This window comes from Hymenobacter cyanobacteriorum (genome assembly GCF_022631375.1).
Lineage (GTDB): Bacteria > Bacteroidota > Bacteroidia > Cytophagales > Hymenobacteraceae > Hymenobacter > Hymenobacter cyanobacteriorum.
The window spans coordinates 206,857-232,431 of record NZ_JALBGC010000006.1 but is presented as its reverse complement, the minus strand read 5'-3'; the positions used below and the strand labels follow the sequence as shown (position 1 = coordinate 232,431).

Here is a 25,575-nt window from a genome sequence, read left to right as displayed (position 1 = left end):
TCTTGGGCCATCCCCAGCCGGTCGCCGTCAGCGGTGGCATTCTTCCCCCTTTGCTACTTATTTATTTGCCCGTAATATGTCCTCCCCCTCACGCCGTCTTCCGCACGCGACCCCGTTCGTGTTGCGCCTGGCCTATGACCAGGCAGACTTTAAAATGGTCCGCACCCACTGGAACAAGAACTTTGTGCGCAAATTTCCGGCCGGCGAGCCCGTGCATCAACTCATGAATCGGGTGCTGCAGCAAATCCGCGCCGATGGCTACGTCCTGCGTGAATACTACGTTTTCCCGTTAGAGGAGGTAACCACGCCGGGAGAAAACACCCGCGAGGAATTGATTTACTGCGCGCTGCACCAACTCGACTCGGTCATGTTTTCGTTCGAGATGCCCGCGCTCCGGCAGTATCACCCGCGCCGGCTGCTGGACGATACCAAGGAACGTTCGATTGGGTGCGTCGATGGCTTGGTTACCGTGCTATTCAATCCCATGCTGCGCGATTACCTGCTCAATGTGGCGCAGCTCGACGAAATGCTGCCCACGCCCCAGCCTGCGTCATAAGAGCCAGGCGCAATGATGGCACCCCGGTGCAAGGGCTGGCACCAAAGCGCACGGTTTTGTTTAACAATCCGCTAACACATTTCTGCTATGAGCACGCCCATATCTGACATCCAAGAAGTTGCTTATCTGAGCGACCTGTTCGTTCGCTCCCCACCGGCCTACAGCCCGGTGGAGGCCCGTCTCTTTGCCTTAGCCCTAAGCAGCTTGACCCATGAGTCGCAACAGCTAACCTTCCAGTTCGCCTTCAATGACGTTATCCCAGGCGATAACGCGGACGGCAAGCAGTACGCTAAGCTGCTGGTGGCCATTAAGCGGCTCATGCAAGCAACTAAAGACAAGACTCTCCGACAAGAAAAAGGCTGCAGCCAATACCTGCTCCTATTTTCCACCTTGAGCCTGAAGCCGGACACAGAGGTGGTAACGGGCAAGTTCAACCCTGACCTGAAAGAATATTTGCTTGACCTGAGCAGCAAGTACACCACCCCCCAGCTGGAAGCACTGCTCATGCGCCGCTAAGCCCACCCCCAGCGTGCTTTTCAAATGCTGCGCTCCTTCTAGAACCGAAAGCATAAGGGGTGGAAAATGAGGGGACCCCACTACGCCGGATACAATCAGGTTCTGGGTTGAACTAAACGACTATGGACTGCAAGTCCATAGGTTTGATAGCGAATGGAATTCGGCGGTTTCGGCTAAAGCCGGCTGAGAGGTTGCACTGGCAGATTGCCGTCACGACAGAAAAACAACCAAGTTATAGGCTAGCTGGCCCGTGCTAAAACCTTAGCCAAAGCCTGCTACGCCCTAACCGGCAAGCCCCTGGGCGTATCCGGGGAGATGGCGGAAGCAGAAACGGTGCGGCTGCTCGGATTGACGCTGGCTGACGCTTGCTGCGAAGGTTACGACGCGAGCGAAATCGTGGACGGCCAGGAGCACAAGATTCGGATAATGGGCCGCCGGCTGCTGCCCACCGGTAAGCCAACCCAAAAGGTCGGCGCGCTAAAGTTTCGCAAGTAATGGGATGGATAGCGTCATGCTGGTGCTACTCAACGAAGACTACGAGCCCACAGGCATCTGGCAGGCCGTGCAGCGGTAGCGCTGAAGACCATCCGTGGCTTTCCTATGGGATATACAACGTCCGGCTGCTACAGGATTGGTAAATAAGGGGGGGCTAAAACCATTATCAAAAATATGCCTCTCTACCGCCTCGCGTCCACACACGACCAACGATGATTGTAGCAGACCATGATGTGGGGTAGCCCCTCACGAAGCGTAGGATAGAAATCACAGTAATTTTAATCTGCGCCGCTATAACAAGGTTTATTCAATTGCAAATACCATTGCGTGAACAGTTATAATATTAGTAACACTAGTAATATTTGTGTTACGTATAACACTGGTAACATTCGGGTGCCTATATTTGCCGCATGAGTAAAATTCTGGCATTTACGAATCAAAAGGGCGGAGTTGGCAAAACCACGTCCACCGCCAATATCGGCGCGGGGCTATTGCGCGCCGGCAAGCGGGTACTACTCGTGGACCTGGACCCGCAGGCCAACCTTAGCAAAGGACTAGGGGTGGTGAAGGCGGAGAAAAACGTGTATGGCGCGCTGCTGCAGGAGTATCCCCTCAAAGCCTATCCGGCCCACGGCATGGGGCTGATAGCGGGCTCACCGGCGCTGTCGGGCTTCGAGAAGGTGAAGGGCGACGAACTGGACCGCGAGTTTCTGCTCAAGGAGTTGCTTGAGCCAATTCGCGGGAAGTTTGACTATATCTTACTCGATTGCCCGCCGGCGCTGGGGCTGGTCACGCTCAACGCCTACGCCTGCGCGCAGGAGCTCTACATTCCGCTGGAGGCCCAGCTGTACGCGACCGATGGCCTGGAGATGGTGCTGGGTCTGGTGAGCCGGGTGCAGCGGCGGCTAAACCCCGAATTGATAGTCGGCGGTATCTTCTTCACCCGCCACGACGCCCGTAAGGTGCTGCGGCGGGAAACGGCCGAGCAAATGCGGGCCCAGCATCCGGAACTGGTGCTGAACAGCTTTATCCGCGAAAGCATTGCCTTGGGGGAAGCCCCTCATTTAGGCAAAGATATTTTCACTTATGCTCCGCAAAGTGCCGGGGCCACCGACTACCAGGCGCTGGTGGCGGAAATCCTCACCCGCTAAGCAGCTTACATCCCATGGCCAAAACCTTCAAAAATCTATCGGCTGCCGGCGAGGCGACCACTGCAAAGCCAACGTCAGAGCGCGACTTCTTCGACCTCACCGACGATATTGCCCCCGTCCAAAAACCAGCGGCTAAGCCAGTTGTGTCAAAGACAACCAGCAATACTGATAATACAAGTAACACTGGTAATAAAAGCAATAATAAGCGGGCATCCAAAGCGGAAGTTCCCGTTACCGTAGCCGCTCCGGAGGCCGATGATGCGTCGGATGGAGTCCGCCAAACGTTCGTGCTCAGCCGGGGGCATCTGGAGCAGTTGAGAGACTTCGTCCACGCGCGCCGGTCGCGGGGTGAGTACACCTATTCACAAAAGCAGGCCCTGCAAGATGCACTGGACCTGTTGTTTGCTACGGATGTTCCTGCTGCTCCCCGCCCGGCCAAGGCCCGCGAGCAGGAGCAGCAGCGCCGGGAACGCATTCAGCGAGGCCGTCGCGTCGGGACCAGTGAATAGGAGTTGCTCCCTGGGTTAAAGTCTGCGACGAACGTTACAACACCACCCCGTCAGATAATGCATTATGTGTGCAAGCACTGAGGTGTGAGGCCAGTCAGCCCGACTGCCTTCCCCTTTCTAAAACACCTCATCAACCATCCAGCCTTGTGGACAGGTCCTTTAACTGGTTCAATGAAAGATGGGGGTTGAGCTCTAGTTCGTACTGAGTAGGATGGTTTTTAGTTATCTGCTTTCTAACGTAGGACTTGGCAAAAGTTATCCGATTGCCATTGAACATGACCATCGGATTAATGAAGTAGAGGCTAGATTCTTCGCTTCGAGCGATGATGGATGCTTCCAATAGCTCAGCTAAACCGCTCATAACATTGCTCCGGCTCTTATATCCAGTATGCTCCAGACATTGCGAATGCATAAAGTGCACGCTTGTTGAACCCGGTTTGAGTTGGTCACATATGTAAAGCCAGACCTTTGTACCACGCATACTTAGACCGCTAAAACGAGCCAAGCCTTCCCGAAATATTTTGGTGAATCCGGCTTCATCGACCTCAACTTGCCGCACGAAGATTGCTTCCCCGTGTTCTTCACCGAGGTCGTCGACGAGCACCAGACTTGTTTCCGCTCCGCGATTCCTAGGCTTGATAGACTGACGCTTAACGGAAACCTTCATCTCCGCTACCGCTTTTTCTAAAAAGGGATTTTCACGGTTCGATGGGTAGTCAGTCAGCTTCTTGTACCAAGTGTGAGGTTCGGTTGATTTATCTGGAGAGGATGCGGTAGACTGGCTCATTTTGTATCTAATATATATAAACTAAACAATTTTGTTTTAGGATTACCTAGCAAAAGTAAAACAGTTTGTTTGCCAAAACTAAATCAATTTGTTTTAGTTTTGGTCCTGATTCTAAAAAGACAAGTGCGAATTTTAAAACAAGAAGTGTGTTTCTTAAAACACGACCTGCCGACTGGTCAATGAGTTATGAGGGGTCGCTCTTAACTCTTCAAAATGGAGGCTAAAAGCCTCCATTTTGAAAGGTCATTGAACGGCTCGTTGAATGCCCCCGGAACGACTGTCCAGTACGGTCGAAAAAGCGAACCTCCGTCCTCTCAAGCAGAGGTGTTGAACAACGATTAGGCAGTGGGGAAGAAAAATCTACTTCCGGCTCAGCCCTGTTTTCGGTTCATCACATTTCCCGGTCGTAGCTCCTCCCCTTCTCTCGTTCATATGTTGCATTGTTGATTTTGATGTGTCCGTTGAGAACGTCAGCGAATTCTTTACCGCCCAACTGGAGGTCTTGGTGTTCAAAGCGGTTTTTACTTCCCGGGATAGAGAGAATGAGTTGCCCCTTACTGGGAATTTCTACCTGTAAACCAGCTTCTCTGGCCGACCAAGCGAATCCATCAAGCGACATGATGTGCGATTTCGTACTCAGCACTTGTCCGCTTACCTGTTCAATTTTTAGCCGTTCATTATCAAAAATGACCTTTTGCTGGCGTTCCTGGTCGAGAATTTTTTGGGCTCTTCGCGCGGGTTCTTCTTCATCCCATCTTTTTTGCTTTTCAGCTTCCCGAATTTTTTCGGCGGCATCCTTTGCCTGCTTCTCGTTGAGTTCTGCCAACCGGGTCTTACCGCCTGCATAACGGCTCAGACCGGCCTCTAAAAGTTTGTTCTTGGCTTCTTGGTCCGTCACCTTGTCGACTAACTCAGCCGCTCTATTATAATTTCCCCTATCACCTGCTGTCTTAACGTCTTGGTTGAGCATAGTGACAGTTATTCGGCCAATTACTAAAGCGCGCACCTCATTGTCTAGCAGTTCATTACCTTTATTCAAAACCATTCGAGGGGTTTTCTCCCCCCCCGCCAGACATTTGTACAGGTCCTCCTGCACTTTATCGTCGGCCCGTTTTAGCTCCTGTAACGCGCTCAACTGCTTTTGCAGTAATCGGACCTGGTCCTTGACTGCGGCATGTTCTAGCGCCGAATTCTGAGCCTTATCAGCCCGTTGGTTGGCGGCATCCACCTGGGCCCGGGCGTGGTCGTTCATTACCTGACTCTCTTGGGCGGCCCACTTTTCGGGATTAGCCACAATGTGGCCCGGCCTGGATACCTGCTTTTCCTGATACGGGCTGGCTGGTCCCAGCTGCATGCCCAGTTCGGCAGCGGTCTCGTTTTGCTGGCCGTAGAAACGCTTCATGGGCTGATGCTTGGCCTTGCTATACTCAATGCCTCGTTCCAGGCCATGCGCCTTCATCTTCTCGCCGTACTCGGTCTGATTGCGGCGTAGTGTCCCCGGATTAAACAAGTCCCGCGCGGATAGCCGCCCGTCACTGGTGATAGGCACGACGATGGCGTGGATGTGCGGCGTTTTCTCATCTTGCTGAAGCTGGAAGGCAATGAGGTTTTTCTCGCCATACTTCTCGGTTAGAAAACTTCTGGTGTCTTTCAGCCACTCACTCTGCGAGTAATCCTTTGCCCGTCCATTTTCATTGCGTTCAAACCATTCGGGCGAAGCTGACAAAATGATTTCCACGCACCGAACCGCATCCTTCCGGCGGGGCGTGATGCCGGCCTCGGTGATGCGTTCGCTGGCCACTTCCCAGTAGTCGCGCTCGGCGACGTTCACGAACTCGATGTTCGGATGCGGGGCCTCCTGGTCGGCGTTGGACACCTCGTACTGGCGATAGTTGTGGGCCGTGGCCGCCGCCGCCTGGGTTCGGGTAGATAGTTTGCCGTGACGCAAAATGACGTAAGCCATTAGAGTAAACGATTAGGCAGTGGGGAAGAAAAAGGAGGGTTGCCGGAGAAGGGCGCACGTCCTAAAAATTGTATTAAAAAAAGCAGGCTGCACTTGCCGACCTGCTATAGATGGTCCTTCATCTTCTCGGCGTACTCGCGTTGATACCCGCGCATAGTAGCCGGATTGAACAGGCCCCGTGCGGACAGCTGCCCGTTTGGTGTAATGGGCACAATGACGGCGTGGATGTGCGGCGTCTTCTCATCCTGGTGAAGCTGGAAGGCGATAAGGTTTTTCTCCCCGAACTTCTCGGTTAGAAAAATCCTAGTATCCTTCAGCCAGTTGCTCTGCGAATAATCAGCTGTCCATCCGTTAGGGTCGCATTTAAAAAACTCGGGCGAAGCAGTTATAAAAGCTTCCACGCACCGAACCGCGTCTTTCCGGCGGGGCGTGATGCCGGCCTCGGTGATGCGTTCGCTGGCCACTTCCCAGTAGTCGCGCTCGGCGACGTTCACGAACTCGATGTTCGGATGCGGGGCCTCCTGGTCGGCGTTGGACACCTCGTACTGGCGGTAGTTATGGGCCGTGGCCGATGCCGCTTGCACCACTGTTTGAATCCTACCCCACTTGATTATTGCGTAAGCCATAGTCGCTAGAAAAGAAAAAAATGAAGGACCTTCTAAGTAGGTGGAATGACAAGTAAAATATGTCAGCGAAGCTATGTATAATTTCTGTATGCATCGTGTGTGTGATGCATTCAAAAAAACCAGTCAAGCTAAGGCTTCCAATCAACCCAAACCCTACTTCACAAGCAAGCTACACCAGCACTGCTACGTCACCAAATTGTTTCACCCTTTTTCTTCCCCACTGCCTACCCGTTCGCTTTCAACACCCTCCCCAAATGGCTAATAATCCGTTTCTCTGCAAGCCCCATCAACCACCTATCAGAACGATATGCTTTCCCCATTAGCCAGCCCACTCACCCCAGATAAGATAAACAGACCACTTCCTAATCGGCCGGTGTTCTCGTTTCAATCCGCAGTTCCTTCTATCGGATAAACCGCATCAACAAGTATGCCTGCTCTAAAAAATATCATCAGTAAACCCTTTGTTTGCCTCCCATGATTGTCTGGTCAGTAATTCGATTCAATCAACGGTTCATTTAGTTCATTATCATACTTTAGGAAAACAGTACAATTTCAACCCCTGGTCTCCATCCCCCCTTTGTGCTTATCCACTGGTGACGTTTAGCTTATTTTGAAGGGACAGCACCCTATCTATCCAAAAGCTGAATCGGCCCTGCATTTCTTGTGTGGTTTTCAGGCTTTGATGCTACTATGGCAGGCTGGATGTTTTTGATAAGAGGGGTGTAATTGTATTATCTAAAGACACAGCATACAGGCCCAATTCGGGTGTACTGACCAGTTCCTGCAGTTACCACTCACTGTGGGTCCTCTTGACCTTTCTCTTCCCCACTGCCTTCTTATCCCCATTCTATGGCTTATGCTATCCTGCAACCAGTATTCAAGCCCCTTCTTTCTAGCCATCATTACGTAGCCGTCTCAACTACCGCATCTCATATGCAAAACAACCAAAGCTGTGATTACTGGAAACCAAGTCGAATTATAAAATATTATTTATCAGATACTTACGATTATTATAGGTGTTGAGAAACTTAAGTTACGGCACCACTCGGTAATCATCTTTTCTAGAAATCAACTCACCACGGAGGCCATATTTACGCATATTATTATGATAATCAATTACTTAATCTTAAAAACGACCTGCTAAAAGTGACTAATCTTGGCTTATAGAACCAGATTTTTTGTACCTTGACAGGTTTTTATCGACGCTATTTTTAGTGCTTTACCGATTAATGATGTGGTCATATCGATGGAATAGTGTCTGAAGCCCCACTAGATGCTTTTGAGGTCATCGAAGTATCTCAGCTTATAAAAAGTGGTTCTAACATTATTTATCACATATTTATATTGTAAAAATTCATTCACTTCCAATCAGCTGCACTCGGCTCTGAAACTGAGCAGCAAATACGCCAAGCACATTTATCAGCTTGTGAGCCAGTGGAAAGACAAGGATACCACGCGGACCTACTCGCTGGACGAGTTCAAACAGTTGCTGCACCTGAAGGACCCCAAGGGCAAGGAGCCGGAGCTGTTCCAGAACATCAGCCAGCTCAAGGCCCGGGTATTGGACATCGCCGTGCGCCAGGTCAGCGAGCACACCGACCTCAGGATTGATTACACGCTGGTGAAGCGAGGAAGGGCTTACGACGCGGTGTGCTTCCCCATTGCCCGTCAGCAGCCCCAGCAACTGCCCATTCCCTTCGAACAACCCGCCGAAGATGCCCGGGCCTACACGGCTAAGCAGCACTAGAGGCATTGGGAATTACCCAGCCGCAACTCGTAGCCACCGTCCTCGGCGACGTCAAGCCCCTGGACCAGCTCTTCAAGTTCACCGACTCGCTCAAAACCGACAAAATAAAGGCGACTAAGAACCTCGGGAGCTTTTCTTAAAAATCTGCGGGTTGCGGTAAGTTAGCCGGCACCAGATTGACCGGATAGCTAACTCAGGAGAATTGTCCCATAAACGCCATGCCCTTCAACGCACCTACCCTAGACCGGGTCCAGATAGCGCGGCACTCTTTGCATCGATTACAGGCCGCAAAACCCACCGTTTTTGGGCATTGGACTGATGAGCATACCCCCGCTTAATTCGTTCTTGCTGCTATTCCTTTAATTGCCGGAGGTGCCATAGACGTTGCGAACCGGGGAGACAACTGGCAAAAAGCAGTTTCAGCGCCTCAAAGTAGCGCCCGCTTCTGCGAGTAGGTATGCTCCCCTCACACCCGGCAGGCATGGACATAATTGACGTGGAAGTAATCGAGCAACTGCTCCAGGTTTCCCCAGTTCAGTACGAACGTCTGCCAGGCACCGTCTGAAGCAATAGTGACACTAACCGGCCCAACAGTCTAGAACGGCAACAGCGCTCTTCGCATCGGCAGGAATGACAGCATAATTTGTGTTATCATTATTACCAGTGTTACTTATAGTATACGCCTTATTTTAGCTTCTAGGTGTTTTTTTTACTAGCTCAACAGCACAAATAGGGTCGAAAAAGGCGCGTTCGGATATGACCTTGTGCAGGGTTGGCTCGCTGGGGCAGCGCAGGATTTGAAGACTCTGACCTTGGGCGACGAACGAATTAGCGGGTGAGTATTCAGCGACCAGCAAATAGTTGTCGGCGGCCCAGGTACTTTGTGTGGCATAGGAAAAAATGTCCTTTCCCAAATGAGTCGGCTCACCCCGGACAATCGACTCGTGGATAACGGTGTCGAGTACCTGGTACGGGTGCTCCACCCGTAACTACCCAGCCGTTTCCAAGCGCAGTACTTCTAGGGCGTCGGCGGCATACATCTGAGCTTCGAGCGGGATGGGATGCCGTTTTACCCACTCCCCCTTGGTTTGCAAATGCCAAAGTTCTACTCATAGAATAAACGTCCGCAAGCACATATTACTCATGTTACTAATTAAAGTGTTGTTACCCATATTATTTATATTATCAATGTTACTAATAATAATTGTGTTCCCTTTAAAATTCTTTTAAACACATGGTTAGGCGCACCTTCACTTTTAGCATCTTGTTCCCCACTGCCTTTTTTATGCCTCAGTATCTACTCTGGCGTTCTTCCACCCAGGGCTCTGTCTGGCCCGAGCGCAGTGCATGCACCGGCTGACTTTGGGCAAGGAAGGCTGGAACGGCATGCCGGGGCCTGATGGTATTTGGTCACTTAATATCCACCGTGGTTTGTTCCAGTCCCCGGTGCGGTGGTGCTGCTCGTAGCCGCAGTCCCAGGTTTTGCTTGACTGCTAGCAGCAGACGGTCCGGACCAGTCGCGCGCGGGTTTCGCTATTGCGTTGCTCACCGCGTGCTACTTGTAGCTTTGGGTATGCACCGCTACCGGCACCAACTCCTGGAAGCCCAACACTGTTGTGCGGTGAGCCCGGAGTTACTGTAAAAACCCGGGATGGCATTTATACACTACAGGACCTGGGGCGATGCCGACAGGCACCCGTCATCCCACCAAACGAGAGGACCGACAAATGAATACATAGGAACTCGCCCGAAATCTTGATTTAAAACTCAGGTGATGCAACTCGAAATATTACTGCTGTTACCTATATTACCTTCACTACCTATATTACCTCCACTGCTCGCTTTCCAGTGCATGAAGCATCTAATACTTGCTTTCCATGACCTATTTCTAGCCAAGATGCTTACCAGGCCCTCCGGGATTATCTGAATGGGCTCCTTCGCTCATCCTCAGTTGACCAGGCGCTGCCAGAGGTACCGGCCGCCCTGCACCCTGAACTGGAAGCTTTCATGATGGGCAAAACGCAGTACGAGGACGGAGCGGGTCGGCGCATGATTTAGGCGGCCGACCTGGCAGCGTGGGCGGCGGACCTGATTTATGGCGCGGGCCTCACCGCGCCCCTGCCTCTGGCTACGCTGGACGTGGCTGCACTGCGGGCGGTCACGCTGCGGCTGACAGCGTGATTGATAGCGTGAATTGATAGCGTGAGATGGGCGCAACCGGAGCAGCCGACTGAGCAAGGGCAGCAGCAGTTGGGCAGGTGGCGGCAAAACGGCCAGTTGCTTGGCCCGGTCGTGGCACGGGCTTCCTCCAGGAACGGGCCTTTTAGACAATGAACGGTTGACAAGGCACTGGCCCTACCCGCATTTTATCCCGGATATTTCCACGCCAACGCCTGGGCTCCTTTTGTCGTGGCCAGCCGCTAAGCTTCATGTTCTGGGCAGAGCGGTAAGCGTATTTTGGTGCTTTGAAACGAACAGTACTGCAGGTAAGCTAACGCGGCGTTACCTGATGAGTGGCCCGCGGACCAAGTCTTCAGCATTACTATTCCTTACTGGTATTACCCGTATTAACCATATTACTCATGTTACCTGTATTACTAACAACATTTATATTACTCGTATTATGTATATTACCGGTATTACCATTAAGCGTATCCGTTTCTACAAAACTAAATTGCGGTTAATCCCAGCAAAACTCCACGATGCAGTTTACTCTTGAGCAAGAAGCTATTATTGCCTCGGCCGGCGATATCAAAATCAACGCGGTGGCCGGTTCGGGCAAGACGACCACGGTAGTGGCCTATGCGCGTTCGCGGCCCGCGGATGCGCGCATTCTTTACCTGGCATTCAACAAGAGCGTGCGCCAGGAAGCCATTCGCAAGTTCGCCCAACAGGGGCTGCACAACGTGCAGGTGGAAACGGCGCACTCGCTGGCCTACCGCCACGTCATGAAACACTCGGGCTACCAGCTCCACGAAAACGGGGGCTATAAACCCTATGAGCTGGCCGAGCTGCTGAAGCTCCCGAAAATGGCCGATGCCAAGGCCCATGCGGAGTACGTGCTGGCCAACCACGTCGGCAAGTTTCTGGCCTACTTCTGCAACAGCAGCAAACGGCAGGTGCAGGAGTTGAACTACCTCGACACCGTGGCCGACCCCAGCGCGCAGGCCTTCGTACGGACCCACTACGCCCTCATCGAGCGCAGCTGCCGGGTGCTACTCAAACGCATGAACGGGGGGGAGGTCCCCATCACCCACGATTTTTACCTCAAGAAATTTCAGCTCGACCAGCCCAAGCTGGCCTTCGACTACATTCTGTTCGATGAGGGGCAGGATGCCTCGGGCGTGATGCTGGATTTCTTCCTCAGCCAGGATGCCACGAAAGTCATTGTGGGCGACACCCACCAACAGATTTACGGGTGGCGGCACGCGGTCAACGCGCTGGAGAAAAGCAATTTTACGACCTTCCAGCTGAGCGCCAGCTTTCGGTTTGGCGCACCGGTGGCCGAACTGGCCACCCAGGTGCTGAACTGGAAGAACCAACTCGGGGCGGAACTGCCCTTTCCCCTGACCGGGCACGGGGGCGGCACCGGCGAACCCGTCAGCAAGGCCGTTATCAGCCGCACCAACATCAACCTGCTGGCCAAAGCCATTGAGTACCTGACCCACCACAGCGCCGACGTGCAGCGACTCTACTTTGAGGGCAACCTGAACTCCTATACCTACGCCGATACGGGGGGCAGCCTGTTCGACGTGCTGAGCCTGTACAATGGCCGCAGCGGCGGCATCCGCGACCCGCTCATCAAGCGCATGGCCAACCTGTTCGAACTGGAAGAGTACGCCCGCGAAACCGAAGACGGGCCGCTGCTCATGCTCATCAACCTCGTGGAATAATACGGCAACGAATTGCCCGCTTTGATTAAGGAGCTCAAGCGCCGGCAAGTAGCCGACGGGGCGCGCCACCAGGCCCAAATCTGTTTTTCGACGGTGCACAAGAGCAAGGGACTCGAATACGATGCTGTGCAACTGACCGATGACTTCATCGGGCCCGAATCCATCGACCGGCTGGTACGGGAACTGGCCCTTCGGCCAGTGGAGCCCAGCTTGCTGGCCCAGGTGATGGAAGAAGTCAACTTGCTGTACGTGGCGCTGACCCGCGCTAAAAACGTGCTCTACATGCCGGCCTCGCGCGTGCCGCATGAATTCGCGGGGGGAGCAGGTATCACGCCCATTCACGGGGGAACCCCACTATTTACTCCCCCACCGCCTCCTTCGCCGCCCGCGTCGGCCAGCCGCTCACCGCACGCCCATGATTACCTGGCCTCAACGCCCGTCGCCCCGCAATTGCAATCGTTGCAAAGCCGCCTGGATGCCGCGATGTAGCAAAAATGCGTTGATAAGGGAGGGGCCAGCCGGTAGGGGAGGGGCCTACTGCCCGCTACTGGAACGACGATTGAGATACTTTTTCAGCACCCAGCCGTGCATGGGCAGCTGGTCCACGTCCTGGTACGAGATATACGCCCGTTTGCCAGCCAGGCCCAGCACCACCACTTGCTGACCGGCCCGAACGGTTCCCAGGCATAGCGCACGCTCGGTCGGCTTGGCCCGCACCCGTAACCGGCGGCCCACGGTACGCAGTTGCCCCTGCTCGGCGGCCATCTGTTTGATGCTGGCCAGCATGTCCGCCTTGAGCTGGCGCAAATCTTCCTTAGTCGCGGCGGCGTGCTCCGGGTGGAGAAGGGCATCAATCCGGGTAATGTAGGAATCGACCACAATGGGCAGGCCCACCAGCGTCAGAAATCCGCCCATTGTGCCAGCGTACAGCATCAAGCCAGCGGCGGCCCCGTGCCCGGTGCGCAGCATCTTTAAAACGGCCAGACCGATGGTGGTAGTGATGGCCGCGTAAACTTCCTCCAGGTACTCGCGCAGGGCCGCGACATCAGCGGCACTCACCACTTCGAGCGCGTCCAACCGGTTGCCCAGCGGCTCCAGTATACTGGCCATGCCCGCCCCGTCCTGCTCAGCGACGCCCGCATCTTCCCCGCCCAGCGCTGGTTGGCCATCGAACTCGGCCGCGGCCGCGTCGAACTTGTCGGCCCACTCCATGAGCCGGCTCGACCATAAGCCGCCGGGGGTCAGCACTTCGAGGCCGGGCCGCATAAGGTCCGCGAAGTGTTGCACACTGCGGACGCTCTCGGCCAGTTGCTGGCTAAAGGTAGCTAGCTGCGTCTGCTGTTGCTGGTGCAATGCCCGAAAGGGGGTCATATCCACCAGGGGCTGACGCAGCGCGGCCCACTCGCTCATGGGCGTTCGGAGCGCGGCAAGCGGGGGTTCAAATGGGCGGGTGAGGGCAGAAAGAGATTGTAGCTGGCCCGCAATGGACCGCGCGTGTTGCGTGGATTCGAGCAGCGCAAAAAATCCCGTTGGCTGGGGTAGCTTGGCATTGATGCGCTCCTGCACCTCCAGAAAAGGATTAGCGGCTTTCAACGCCCGGGCTGCGCTCTTGGTCAGTGCCGATTCAGAAAATCGCGTTGCGGGACGAAGCAGCTTTTCGTATTTTTCACTCAGGCCCATCAGGCCTTCGAGGTGATTGCTTGGGTAGTTAAGCGACATAATGATTCAGCGGTAGCTGGTTGAGCGGAACAGCAAGGAGACAGGTTTCCGCTCTTGGTCGCGCGGCGATTGATTCTTGATAGCCTGTATCGAAATGAACTGCCAAATTATTACCTAACGGCCCCAACTCTTTTCCTCACTGCCCCGGCGGCAGGTACGCCTGGCGAAAGAACTCGTCGCTCAGCCAGGCCTTGAAGCGGGGGTGGCCGCCGGGCTGTACTTGCTGTCCTGGCGCAGCCCGCCCCCACGACGCATTTGGTAATCTCACCCCGCTGCCGCTCCAGAAAATTCGGCCGCCGCAAATCAAACGTGGCCTGCGCCGTGGCCCTAGAATTGCCCGGAGCTTGGTCAAATTCAACGCCCGCGCCTCATCGTGGTCATTTGAAGTTCCGGCCAAGTAGCGGGTTCCGTCGCGCGACGCCTTACTTCATGCTGATGGTCTCGGGCCTTTGGTCTTTTTCCATACGCATCAGTTGATTTCGTGCAGTGGATGGAAGAAAATAGTGGCAATGCTCTCAGGCAATAAATTAGGCGCAGTCTGGCAGCACTTCTTGAAAAGGAAACATTACTAGTCAACATTAGTAATATGGTTAATATTAGTAATACGGGTAATATTAGTAATACACCTTTATCTACCCAATTTGATGCTTGGACCATGGCCCCGGCAGCTGCCCTAGCACCGCAGTAGGGTAGGAGGGGCGGCCGCACCAAGTGCGGCCGCCAAAATTCGCGTGCGGACCGCGCGGCACCGAGAAGGGCCCGCATGCCCGAAGCAAAATAAGCCCTGCCGGCGGAAGTCTTTTGATAACTTTGGTGCCAGAGCGTTTCCACCAGGGCCAAATTCTTAAACCATGAGCTGCCGTCCCAAGAGCCGCAAACGCAAACGCATCCGGGCCGCGCTGCCGCAGGTGTGCGTGCGCTGCGGAGCTACGGAAGCGCTTACCCTCGACCACATCATCCCCCGTGTCTACGGGGGTACTAACGAACAGCGCAATTTTCAAATCCTTTGCTTACCCTGTCATCAGCTTAAATCAAGAGATGAAGTGCGGCACTGCAGTCCGAGGAAAAATCTTTTGAAAGGGCAGCTGTTAGCGGCCGCCCTCGCACACCAGGGCCTGGATGGGGCCAGACTTGGTTAATTTTGCTGTGCGGTAGTTAAGATACTGCGCCCCGTTGCCCCACACTTTTTGAGGCGCTCCTATACGCCATTTTAAAAATCACCAAGGGCACTTTCCGTTCTCAGAGTAGCTTTCCACGTGTTACTTCTTCGACTTTAGACCTGGGAAGCTGCCCTGAAGTTCGGTTATGATGAAGGCCGGAAGCGGGCACGTAAGTTTGCCAGCCTGCTTGGCCAAGTTGCCGGCTTTACGGGCAGCGACGACCTTTTTCAGGGCATCGTCGTTGGGCCCCACGAGTTGTAAAATGCGCTGGGCCATTGGCTTGTCGATGCCGTCCTCAAGCAGCAAGCCATAGGTTAGTTTACGGCGGTCGTCGAACTGCGCCAGGAAAGCTTCAAAGCCAGCGTCGTCCTGTACCGGCAGGCCCTGGCCAAGACGGTTTTTGGTGCGCTCGGACTTTTCGGGCCGCTCCGGCGGTGGGAGGGCAAACTTGATAGCCGTAACCTTCTTCCCTGTTTTGACGGCCTCGTAGGAGAAGGGAAAGCCTACGTCCTCGGCCCCGAGTTGCTTGACGGCGACTTCCAGCACATAACGGTTGAAGTCGCCCCATTTCCCGTAGGGGCTGTTGCCTTCAAAAAGATAGTCCTGGAGTTTGTCGAGCGCGATTTCTTTGGAACCCAGCGACTGATAAGATTTGAGAATCCAGTAGAGCCGCTGGGAGTTAGCATTCTTGATGACGAGCAGCTTCTTCACATCGGCCGAGGTGAAACCGGGCTTGCTGCCTTCAACTACCTTGGTGATTTCCATGAGGTAAGGGCGAATCTTCGGGGCGAAGTTGCCGGTTACCAAGCCCGTGCCGGCGTCGATACCGATATCGGAAACAATACGGGTGCGGTACTCACTGTTCTGAGGGTTAGAACCCACCGGCACCAGCCGCAGGTCATGCTCGTAAAGAGCCTTGCACGCGGCGCCCACTAAGCGGTAGGCCTTGCCACCGGCATCAGGGTAGATATCGGTAATCTTCAAGCGTATGGGCGGGAGCGGTCCCTCGTCATTCTGATGGATACCCTGGAGAGCCATGACCATGATGCGGGCTTCCAACTCGCCCATGTGAAGGTTGGTGCGAATGAGGTTGTTGTGCTGGAATATAACGTCGTTGCGCGCTGGGGTAGTATCCATTATGCGGAGTTGTCAGGCTAATAAGAGTAAAGATAACAAGAGTCTTCCAACTATGGTAATTAAACAATCAATTACCATACATGATGCGCATTGGCCTTTTTCATCCGAGTTCTTACCATACTTGTCGGAACCTTTATCATACATAGGCTCACTTTTTATCCGTTACGGTAAGCGGAACTCCTACCACAGTTGGCGGAACCTTTACCATATATACGCCTACTCTTTATCCGTCACGGTAAGCGGAACCATTACCACAGTTGACGGAACCTTTACCATACATAGAATACGGTTACCACAGCTAGCGGAACCGTTACCACAGTTGACGGAACCTTTATCATAGTTAGAGGAACCGTTACCATAGTTAGAGGAACCGTTACCATATATGCTTCGTCCGGTGTCCGTTAGGGTCATTTTGCAGGAGATTAACAACCAGAAGACCAAACTTCAGAGCATGAATCAATGTATGTACATCGGTCGGTCAGCTTGCGGAGCTTCGTTTATGCGGGACCCGCCGATTCTTTTTCTTTAAAAGCCTTTGTTTGAAAATGTGGGCTGGCGCACCCTTTTTTAATTCTAAAAAAAAAGATGGGCGAAGCCCCATCTTCTCTTTTCTTTAATTTTCTATCTTCTATCTTCTAGGGCGCCATACTGACTGGAGATGAACTAGTTGCAGGCTCATTTCTGGTAAAGGTTCCGCTAAAAAGTGATAATAGTTCCGCTCTTAAATGGTAACACTTCCGCCAACTGTGGTAGGGGTTCCGCTCAAGAATGGTAGAGGTTCCGCCGATGTATGGTAAAGGTTCCGACAACTGTGGTAATGGTTCCTAGTGCATACTGGAGTAGGGGAGAGCTTCAAAAAGTGTGGAGCAGTTAGGTTGAGCGGCATCGGTAGACGTCCCGCCGGCAATGGTTAGGAACTTGCTGACCCCTACTGCCCCACACTTTTCGAAGCTCTCACTTTTTGATGCTCTCCTTACATCGTTGGTCGGGCGACGTCCCGCTGGCTTTGGTTGCCATGACAGAAGAATTATGGGTCCTGCTTCTGTCCGTCATTGCTAGATTACTTCGGTCTGGTGCTCATGCCCGGCCTTGCTAACTAAACTGCCCCACAGCCTTCTTTCTCCAGCCGCGGCGGCCCCCCGGGTGCGCGGAGCCAAACTTTTCGTTGGCTTTCAGCGGCCGCAGCTATTGGCAATTTTAACAGGTTAATTAAAAAAAAAAGACTAGCTAGTCTTTACTTATTTATTAAACTTATAAGTCTTATAGGCCCTGTAACTATTTGATTAAGAGATGCTTAATAGCCACATCTGCTACTGTTTTGCCGTTATCTGCTACCAAATTGCCGTTTGACGACTACCGGATTGCCGTTTGGCGACTACCGGATTGCCGTTTGGCGAGTGCTGCCTTTGCTACCAAATTGCCGCTATCTGCTACCAAATTGCCGTTTGTTTGCCCTGTCGATTGCCCCTATCTGCTACTAAATTGCCGACTGCTATTAGGGGAGTTTGTATCTTGAAGCCTCATCTGCTACCAAATTGCCGTTTCGTGGATAACCAGCTAACCGTCATCACCCCTCGTCCGGAAGTTCGCCAGCACAATGCGCTGATTAATAGCTCGTTCGTCTTAAATACACTTGAATGGCGAGCTTTTACTGCGATTCTGGCCCGTATCCATCCGGACGACGAGGAGTTCAAGGAGTACTTTATACCTGCGCCCGAACTGGTGGGCGATGAATCGGGCGGGAGTGCTTACTCGCAGATTAAGAGCTTGGCTAAGCGCTTGCTGGACCGCACGTTGTATGTGGAGTTGCTTGGCCCGAACGGGGAGCGCGTCACCAAACCGGACTACGAATACATCTCATTCATCACCAAGGCACGGTACGTGCGGCAGCGTGGAGGCCTTTTTGTCAAGGTCAACCCTGATTTTGTTCCTTACTTACTGCAGCTTACGCAGCGCGGAAACTTCACAAAAAGTCTGACGGCAGAGCTTAAGAGCCTGCATAGCAGCCACTCCTTCAAGATTTACTGGTTGCTGTCGGAGTACCGCACCTTTGGTGCGCGCACGTTCACGGTAGAAGACCTGCGCTTTCGATTGGGAATCCGGCCTGACGAATACACGGACCGTTTCAATAACTTCAAAGCCAAAGTATTGGACAAAGCGCAGGAAGAACTGGCGGATACGGACTTGCGGTTTGAAATGGAGCTTTTGCGAGTCGGCAAAGCAGTGCAGCAAATCCGCTTTACGTTCAATGCGGGACCATTGGTGTTGGAGCCATCTGCTACCAAATTGCCGTTTGAAGTCGTCAAACCTGCTACCGCAGTGGAGCCTTGGGCAATGAACCTACTGGCAGTGGGGGTAGCAGAAGCAGGCTGTGAAGTTATTCGGCGGCACTTGGCCGAGGGCCAGTATTCCGTTGAGTACCTGGACTACGTTTTGGAAGTACTCAGGCGCCCCCGTAAATCCAAGATTCGCAAGCCCGCTGATTACGCGTATAAGTGCATTACGGGCAAATTACTGTTGGAAGAGTTTCGTCGAAGCCAAGAAGCACCGCCGGTTGCTGCCGCAAATCCCGTTCGCAAATCCGCGGTCAAACCGGTTGCTGTGGTTCCGGCCGAAACAGTCTATCAACTCGAGGAAGTACGGGAAATGTATGAGACTCCCGGGCCATTTGCTAAGCATGCCGAACGGGCCCCAACTTTTGACCAACACATTGAGCGCATATATCTCAGTCAAGGTTTTGTGCTCGAGACCAGGAGTGGGCAGCAGGTGCTTGTTTTGCGGACCCCAACCTAATAGGGTGAGGGAACTCGCACGGCTTCATTGCGTAGGATAACCGGCTTTCCTGCATACCATCTTATCGCTGGGGATGGGCTTGCGAACAACTCTCCTTAACCGAGCCCGGTAGGATAGGGGATAATTGCTCGTGCTGAAACAACCGTTAACAGCACCGGTATGGGCGGAAACCCGTCCTGTTTTCTGATGCCAATAGGACGATGTTGCCGGAGGAGCCTGGGGCATTTGGCGCGCGATACCTCATTCATTTTCCCCACTGCCAACGTTGCCCAACAGCCAGCTGCCCTTTCACTGGCCGGGGTAGAGATTGGCTCCAGTGGTCCCTCTATACTTCCGGGTCGGAGTTGGTAATGCCCAGGTCGTCGACCAAGTCCCGGACTTCCAAGGCCAGGGCCCGGCTCAGGGAAATGAGCAGGTCCAGGGTGGGGGCCAGTTGGCGGAGTTCAATGCGTTTGATGGTGGACTGCTCCACGTTGGCAATGTCGGCCAGCTTCTTCTGGGAATAGCCGGCCCCACGCGCCTTATCTTCGCGCACGCTTCTACGCTGCTGGTGGCGCAGGCGCTAACGGATGCCAACGCGCGCTTGGAGCACCACCACTTTCCTGCCTTAAGTTCGGCGACGTGGAGCGAACTCCTTCGGCAACTACAACCCAGATGTGTTGGTGGTAGGGAGCGTGGCCACCTTCGATTGGCCCGGCTTCGCGCGCCGGGTGCAAGGCTTAGCAACGTTCCCGGAGTTTCCCGTGCCGGACCAGTCCTTGGATGGGCCGGCGGCCCCGGCATTGGTCAACTGCTTATGGGACTATCAACAGCAAGCCGTTTTAGCGCTGGCCGAACTGCCCGAAAATGTGGGAATGCGTAGTTCCCTTGCTTACGCATTGCTGACGAAACTGGCCCAGGGCCACGGGGCGGCCCCACACTTCAGCGAACCAACCCAGCAAGCGCGGCCGCAACCGGCGGATACATTCTGCCCGCGAGCCGGTGAACAACTCGTGCCAGCGCCAGGTCCGGCCGAGAGTACCGCTGATTCGGCGGATGGGGCAGGGGAGGAGTCCGGCTTCTTGCCCTCTCTGCCCCTGGCACCCCGCGCTACGGATAAAGGGGCAAGCCGCCGACCTGACGGACGTTTCGCGACATTGTCCGGCATCACCCGCGGCCAGAGGGCAGGGTCGGATTTACCGTGCGCGAATTGTGCACCCTGCTGCGCATCAGTACCGCTTCGCTGGCGGAAGCCCGGGATAACCCGGGCCGGCAGCCCGGAAACCGCTGAATGCGGTAGTGGCGCTGGCCGAGGCGATGCAAGAAAATCCGCTAAACGTCATATTAGACATCTAAGCGGAGGCAGAGGAGAAGAAGAGAAAAAAACGGAAAATTCGGTTCCGGCGTCCGGCGAAGAGCATCTTGCATTAGTTCTAAGGTCCGGAAAGTTAGGTGAATAGCGTCCCGGTGCAAATGGGGGGTGACGTATAAGGTTTTAATTAGTACAAAACTCGGAAAAATATTAGTTTATACTTTGATTTTCAGTTATTTATGTACAAAACCCCTCAGTTTCTCAAAGTCGCTTCCAGAACCTAGAGGGTTCGGTCTAAAAAAGTATAAACCATTGCGGCGTTTGTGCCTTTTTAGGCTTATTGTCAGCGAGTTAACTAGAAATTCTTTTGCGCCACCGTGAGTATCCTGTTGGCCAGCATCAGCCCCGTTTGGGCGGACACTTCTTGCGTTATCTGCTGCCTTCCCCATTGCCCGTCAGCAGCCCCAGCGGCTGCCCATTCCTTTCGAGCAACCGGCCGAGGACGCCCGCGCCTATGCAGCCCGGCAGAGTCTGGATAGGCTGGGCATCAGCCAGTCCCAGCTGGTGGCCACCATCCTTGGGGATTCCAAGCACCTAGACCAGCTCTTTAAGCTTACATACCAGCTCAAAACCGATAAGAAGAAGGCGAACAAAAACCCGAGGTGAGGCTGTGAATAATTGTTCAACAGTGTCTTAATTGGTACAAAAGGGAGGTTTTATGAGCTAAGTAGGAGAACTTTTTACTTTCCTCCTACCTGGGGTTTTTGATGTATGTTTGAAACGTCGAACCTTCCCTCCCCGCCATGTCCGCCGCTGCTGCTGAAAATGTTGCCTCCGTTCAGGTGTGGCAACACAATGCCATTACCGACGCCCGCTATGAAATGAGCGCCTGCGAGATGGACATTGTCTTTGCCCTACTCTCCAAGCTAAGCAGCCACGACAAGCCCGGCACGATGTACTTGGTCCGGGTGCGGGAGCTGGAACTGTTGACCGGACGCCAGTGGAACGACAAGCAGCTGCTGAATTCCACGGAACAGCTTAACCGCCGCATATACCACATCGAGGACAAGGCCAAAGTGCTCCAAATAAGTCTGCTGGCCTCGGCCGAGTACCTGAAAGGCAAGGGCGTGATTGAGCTGGAAATCTCGGAGAAGATGCGGCCCTACCTCATCGACCTAAAAAGCAACTTCACCAGCTACCACCTGCAGGCGGCGCTCAGCCTGACGAGCAAGTTTGCCAAGCGCATCTATCAGCTCGTTTCGCAGTGGAAGGACGTGGGCCACACAAAAACCTACACCCTGGATGAGTTCAAGTACATGCTCAACCTGAAAGACCCAAAAGGAAAAGAGCCGGAGCAATACGTAGCGATTGCCAACTTTCAGCGCGACGTGCTCAAGGTAGCCATGAGCCAAATCAATGAGCACACCGATTTGCGGGTCAGCTACGAGCTGCTGAAGTCGAGCCGCGCCTATGACCGGATTAAGTTTTACGTCAACGCACAGGAGCCCAAGCAACTGCTGATACCCATTGAGTTGCCGGCCGATGATGCCAAATCCCGGCCACAACAATAGCTTTTGACTTGGTGCCCGACGCAGCTCCTGTGCCTACTGCTCCGCATCAGGTCGAGAACGCCGGCCGGCTTTTCGCGCCGTTGAGCATCACCACGCCCGAGTTAGCAGCGCAAATTCTCAGCAGCGCGGCCCACGTCGCCGCCTGCAACAAATTTGCTCACGACCTGAAAGTGGGCACACACGCTTAATCACACTCCCTTTCAGGGCCGTTGCTGACTATTTTAGGCATCAAAAAGGTCAGCAATGGGCCACTATTTGATGGCAACCCGAAGCCCCCCACCAAAACGCGACAATCGCCTTACCTTGGTGGTGAGAAGCGGCTGGTACTACCCGCCTCACCGTGCCTATGTTGCTGACTATTACCCCTTCTTTCTCTCCCTATCCGACATATTTTGCGCGTTCCGTAGCTGCTGGCGCCGCCCGTTTTCACCATTGGCTGTTGGTGTCCGGGCTGCTGCTCGTAGCCAGCTTGGCCCACGCGCAAGCGCCCATTCAAGGCCTGCCCTTCTGGAAATGGCAAAACCCGTTGCCTACCGGTTACGACCTGGTGGCGGCGCACGTCTTCAACGACTCGACGGCCATTGTGGTGGGCGGCCACGGCACGGCGCTCAAAACCCGCGACGGGGGCCGCACCTGGCAGGCCCTTCATGTGGGCACTACTGACCGGCTCACCCACGTCAGCTTCGCCAATGCGCTGGTGGGCTGGGTAGCCGTGCTCACGCCCCCCACCGATGTGTACCCCATTACCCGGCCCTACGGCGGCATTGGGGAGGTGCGCCGCACCACCGACGGCGGCCTGACGTGGACGCGTCAGCAGATTGAAAACAGTGGCAGCCAGATTCGCACCCTCAAAGCCCTTTCGGCCACCGAGGCCTACGTGAGCTACGAAGAGCTGATTTGCACCAACCCCAACTTGTCCTGCGGCGGCCCCGCCACGCCCCGCCTGCGCCACACCACCGACGGCGGGCAGTCGTGGCCGCTGGTGAACACCGCTAACCCGCTGCTGAACTTCGTGGCGCCGGGCATGGCCGTGACCACCCGGGAAGTGCAGGGCCACAACATGGTGCTGCGCACCCGCGACGGCGGCCAGACCTTCCGCGACATCACCCCGGTGGTGCAGCAGAACCGGTACTTCAGCACGCCCGTGTTCGTGGATTCGCTGCACGGCTGGGTCGCGAGCAACACGCTGTACTTCATTTACCCGCCCAACCTGTACCGCACCCAGGACGGCGGCCGCACCTGGACGGAACAGCACGCCCGCGCCGATTTCCTGAACCCGGAAAGGGCCATTCTGGGCCTGGCTTTTGCCGATAGCCTGCACGGCGTGGCCACGCTGTCGGGGAGCGAGGTGGTGGCGACGGCCGACGGGGGCCGCACCTGGACCGAAGGCCAGGACGCGGTGACCTACCGGGGCCCCGGCGTTTCCGGCCCGTTGTGGACCACCGCCGGCGGCCACAGCTACTGGAACGTGGGCAGCGCCGGCCGGGTCAACGTGTCGGCCACCGACGGGCGCACCTGGGCCAACCGCACCCGCAACCAGAGCGCGGGCCTCGATGATTATGGCGGCAACCTCCTCAAGCAAGTCCGGCTGCTGGATGCCACGCACGGCTGGGCATGGGGGCCGCGCCAGCTGCTGCGCACCGCCAGCCGGGGCGCGCAGTGGGACTTCTTTAAGCCGGATTCAATTTCGGGCAATCCCTTGACCTACGGCTCCGTGCGGGCCGCCGATTTCCCGGACCGCGACACGGGCTGCGTGGTGGTACAGTCCAGCCTCTACAACGGCATCCGCAACCGACTACAGGCAGTCGTGGTGCGCACCACCGACGGCGGCCAGCACTGGACCCCGCGGCTTTCACTGCCGCAGGTCCCGCAGCAGCCCTACGGCTTGTCTGCCGACCAAGGCGGGGTGCAGGCCCTGCGCTTTGGTACACCCCGGCAGGCGGTGCTGGTGGGCGACAGCGGCACCATCTTCGCCACCCAGGACGGCGGTCTGAACTGGACGCGCCGGGCCAGCCCCACCCGTCACCGCCTCACCGACGTGGCCTGGGCCGGGCCGGTCGGCCGCACCGTGTACGCAAGCGGCGACTCGGCGACCCTGTGCCGCTCCGACGATGGGGGCCAGACCTGGCGGCTGGTCCGCGTCGACAGCGCCTCGTTTATGATTACTCCCAGCCAGTTCTGGCCCGCCGCCTTCTCAGCCGGCACGCCCGTGCGCGGCATTGTGTTTACCTCACCCGAAGTAGGCTACATGCCTTACAGCAACGGCGTGGCCAAAACCACCAACGGGGGCCGCACCTGGGCCAGCACCACGCACCTGTCCTCCCGCAGCTCCATGCGCGGCAATGGCCAACGCGACGCAAATTCCCTGAACCTGTACTTCCGCTCGCCGCGGGAAGGCTGGTATTTTGGCGACGACAGCTTTCGGACCACCGATGCGGGGCTGACCTGGACCAAGATGCCGGAGCTGGGCGACGTTGTAGGCGTGGCCATGAGCGGCGGCACGCTGGCCGATTCCTATAACGCCTGGCTGGTGGGCTACAATGGCCGCATCCTGCACTACTCGGAGAAGTTTATTCAAGCCGATACGTCCCGCACCCAAGCCTTAAGTTACTGCGCGGGCGGCGCGCTCGCGCTGGCTTTCACCACCGAAGGCAGCCTGAGCCAACTCCCGGCCGACTACCGGGTGCAGGTGTCCAACCGGATGGGGCGCTTCCGCAAAGGCGAAACCCTCACCCTCACCCCCACCGTGACCAGCACCACCCGCCAGCTCAACGTCACCCTGCCCGCCTCACTGGCCACCGGGACGCGCTACCGGGTGCGCGTCATCGTGGCCGACAGTTCGGTACTCGGCGGCGACAACGAGCGCGACCTGACGGTAAATGCCCTGGTCACGGCCAGCATCGCCCCAGCTGGCCCCTCCCTGAATGTGTGCCAAGGGAGTACCGTCTCGTTGAGCGCGCCGGCTAATCTGGTCCAGTACCAGTGGAGCACCGGCGCGACGACGCGCAGCATCACCGTGGGCACGGCCGGCACCTACACCGTGCGCGGGGCCTCGGCGGTGGGCTGCCTGGGGCCGCCCTCAACTCCTATTACGGTTACGGTGGTGCCGCTGCCCGCGCAGCCCGTGGTGCAGCAGGTGCCCGGTGGGCCGCTTCGCGTAAGTGCCCCCGTCACCGGCGCGGCCTATCAATGGGCACTCCCCACTGGACCGATTCCGGGCGCGACTGGGGCCACTTACCCTGCCACGGGCGCGGCCCCAGCGGGCATCTACACCGTGGTAGCGACTGTGAATGGTTGCGCGTCGCCGGCCTCGGCTCCGCTGGCCGTGGTGCTGGCCACTGCGACGGCCAGCACGGCGCAAGAGTTGCACCTGTACCCCAACCCGGCCCGCACGACGTTGTGGCTGGAACGGCCAACGGGCGCGCTGGCGGCCACCGTGCGGCTGCTCGACGTGACCGGGCGCGTCGTCTGGCAGGGCACGGTCGGGGCGGGCACCTCCGCCTTGCCGGTGCAGCAGGTGCCGGCCGGGCTTTACTTAGTGCGCCTGCAAACGTCCACCGGCCCACCGGCCGTGGTTCGGATAGTGGTGGAGCACTAGCCGCCCCCTCGCATCGGAAGCCCTCGACACGACCAGGGGACTTACGCCATGCCCTTCTCCTGC

The 25,575-nt window shown here is 55.6% G+C and carries 19 protein-coding genes; 13 read left to right on the top strand and 6 right to left on the bottom strand.

What is annotated here, in order from left to right; all coding sequences use genetic code 11:
- Positions 1 to 76: 76 nt before the first annotated feature.
- From MON38_RS20810 to MON38_RS20790, 5 genes are all read left to right on the top strand, one after another.
- Complete coding sequence (locus tag MON38_RS20810; RefSeq protein WP_241938080.1) at positions 77 to 556, top strand: hypothetical protein; 480 nt, start codon at positions 77 to 79, stop codon at positions 554 to 556.
- Positions 557 to 643: 87 nt separating this feature from the next.
- Positions 644 to 1,072 carry a replication initiation protein gene (locus tag MON38_RS20805; protein ID WP_241938079.1) on the top strand — a complete coding sequence of 143 codons (429 nt, stop codon included), beginning with the start codon at positions 644 to 646 and terminating at the stop codon, positions 1,070 to 1,072.
- A 315-nt stretch (positions 1,073 to 1,387) separates the two neighbouring features.
- A complete protein-coding gene (locus MON38_RS20800; RefSeq protein ID WP_241938078.1) occupies positions 1,388 to 1,567 on the top strand; it encodes a hypothetical protein in 180 nt (59 codons plus the stop codon).
- 410 nt (positions 1,568 to 1,977) lie between these two features.
- Positions 1,978 to 2,718: a ParA family protein gene (locus tag MON38_RS20795; protein WP_241938077.1), complete on the top strand. Its 741-nt coding sequence runs from the start codon at positions 1,978 to 1,980 to the stop codon at positions 2,716 to 2,718.
- Positions 2,719 to 2,732: 14 nt separating this feature from the next.
- Positions 2,733 to 3,227: a hypothetical protein gene (locus tag MON38_RS20790; protein WP_241938076.1), complete on the top strand. Its 495-nt coding sequence runs from the start codon at positions 2,733 to 2,735 to the stop codon at positions 3,225 to 3,227.
- Positions 3,228 to 3,357: 130 nt separating this feature from the next.
- Here the strand turns inward: MON38_RS20790 and MON38_RS20785 are convergent, their stop codons facing one another.
- The 3 genes from MON38_RS20785 to mobV (MON38_RS20775) all read right to left on the bottom strand — a co-directional run bounded on the left by MON38_RS20785 (position 3,358) and on the right by mobV (MON38_RS20775) (position 6,603).
- The gene (locus MON38_RS20785; protein WP_241938075.1) at positions 3,358 to 4,014 is read right to left on the bottom strand and encodes a RepA protein; all 657 of its coding nucleotides are present in this window, start codon (positions 4,012 to 4,014) and stop codon (positions 3,358 to 3,360) included.
- Positions 4,015 to 4,405: 391 nt separating this feature from the next.
- Complete coding sequence (gene mobV, locus MON38_RS20780; RefSeq protein WP_241938074.1) at positions 4,406 to 5,977, bottom strand: MobV family relaxase; 1,572 nt, start codon at positions 5,975 to 5,977, stop codon at positions 4,406 to 4,408.
- Between the two features lie 104 nt (positions 5,978 to 6,081).
- Positions 6,082 to 6,603, bottom strand: coding sequence for a MobV family relaxase (gene mobV, locus MON38_RS20775; RefSeq protein WP_241938073.1), 522 nt, complete (start codon positions 6,601 to 6,603; stop codon positions 6,082 to 6,084).
- Positions 6,604 to 8,029: 1,426 nt separating this feature from the next.
- On the opposite strand from mobV (MON38_RS20775), the gene MON38_RS20770 reads away from it, so the two are divergent.
- From MON38_RS20770 to MON38_RS20760, 3 genes are all read left to right on the top strand, one after another.
- Entirely contained in the window at positions 8,030 to 8,350 is a 321-nt protein-coding gene (locus MON38_RS20770) for a replication initiation protein (RefSeq protein WP_338423794.1), read from the top strand.
- 2,702 nt (positions 8,351 to 11,052) lie between these two features.
- A complete protein-coding gene (locus MON38_RS20765) occupies positions 11,053 to 12,243 on the top strand; it encodes a UvrD-helicase domain-containing protein (RefSeq protein WP_241938071.1) in 1,191 nt (396 codons plus the stop codon).
- Positions 12,244 to 12,264: 21 nt separating this feature from the next.
- A complete protein-coding gene (locus MON38_RS20760; RefSeq protein ID WP_241938070.1) occupies positions 12,265 to 12,732 on the top strand; it encodes a 3'-5' exonuclease in 468 nt (155 codons plus the stop codon).
- Between the two features lie 45 nt (positions 12,733 to 12,777).
- On the opposite strand, the gene MON38_RS20755 is transcribed toward MON38_RS20760, so the two are convergent.
- On the bottom strand, positions 12,778 to 13,962 hold the full coding sequence (locus tag MON38_RS20755) for an SH3 domain-containing protein (RefSeq protein ID WP_241938069.1): 1,185 nt from the start codon (positions 13,960 to 13,962) through the stop codon (positions 12,778 to 12,780).
- Positions 13,963 to 14,813: 851 nt separating this feature from the next.
- Between MON38_RS20755 and MON38_RS23050 the strand changes: the two genes are divergently transcribed.
- A complete protein-coding gene (locus MON38_RS23050; protein WP_422388760.1) occupies positions 14,814 to 15,101 on the top strand; it encodes an HNH endonuclease in 288 nt (95 codons plus the stop codon).
- Between the two features lie 120 nt (positions 15,102 to 15,221).
- Here the strand turns inward: MON38_RS23050 and MON38_RS20750 are convergent, their stop codons facing one another.
- The gene (locus tag MON38_RS20750) at positions 15,222 to 16,259 is read right to left on the bottom strand and encodes a replication initiation protein (protein WP_241938068.1); all 1,038 of its coding nucleotides are present in this window, start codon (positions 16,257 to 16,259) and stop codon (positions 15,222 to 15,224) included.
- Between the two features lie 1,545 nt (positions 16,260 to 17,804).
- On the opposite strand from MON38_RS20750, the gene MON38_RS20745 reads away from it, so the two are divergent.
- Complete coding sequence (locus MON38_RS20745; protein WP_241938067.1) at positions 17,805 to 19,052, top strand: replication initiation protein; 1,248 nt, start codon at positions 17,805 to 17,807, stop codon at positions 19,050 to 19,052.
- A gap of 325 nt (positions 19,053 to 19,377) precedes the next feature.
- On the opposite strand, the gene MON38_RS20740 is transcribed toward MON38_RS20745, so the two are convergent.
- On the bottom strand, positions 19,378 to 19,587 hold the full coding sequence (locus tag MON38_RS20740; protein ID WP_241938066.1) for a helix-turn-helix transcriptional regulator: 210 nt from the start codon (positions 19,585 to 19,587) through the stop codon (positions 19,378 to 19,380).
- Positions 19,588 to 21,146: 1,559 nt separating this feature from the next.
- Between MON38_RS20740 and MON38_RS20735 the strand changes: the two genes are divergently transcribed.
- The 3 genes from MON38_RS20735 (at position 21,147) to MON38_RS20725 (ending at position 25,512) form a co-directional block, all read left to right on the top strand.
- Positions 21,147 to 21,914, top strand: coding sequence for a replication initiation protein (locus tag MON38_RS20735; protein WP_241938065.1), 768 nt, complete (start codon positions 21,147 to 21,149; stop codon positions 21,912 to 21,914).
- Between the two features lie 29 nt (positions 21,915 to 21,943).
- Positions 21,944 to 22,102, top strand: coding sequence for a hypothetical protein (locus tag MON38_RS20730; RefSeq protein ID WP_241938064.1), 159 nt, complete (start codon positions 21,944 to 21,946; stop codon positions 22,100 to 22,102).
- Positions 22,103 to 22,356: 254 nt separating this feature from the next.
- The gene (locus MON38_RS20725; RefSeq protein ID WP_241938063.1) at positions 22,357 to 25,512 is read left to right on the top strand and encodes a T9SS type A sorting domain-containing protein; all 3,156 of its coding nucleotides are present in this window, start codon (positions 22,357 to 22,359) and stop codon (positions 25,510 to 25,512) included.
- The last annotated feature ends 63 nt before the right edge of the window (positions 25,513 to 25,575 follow it).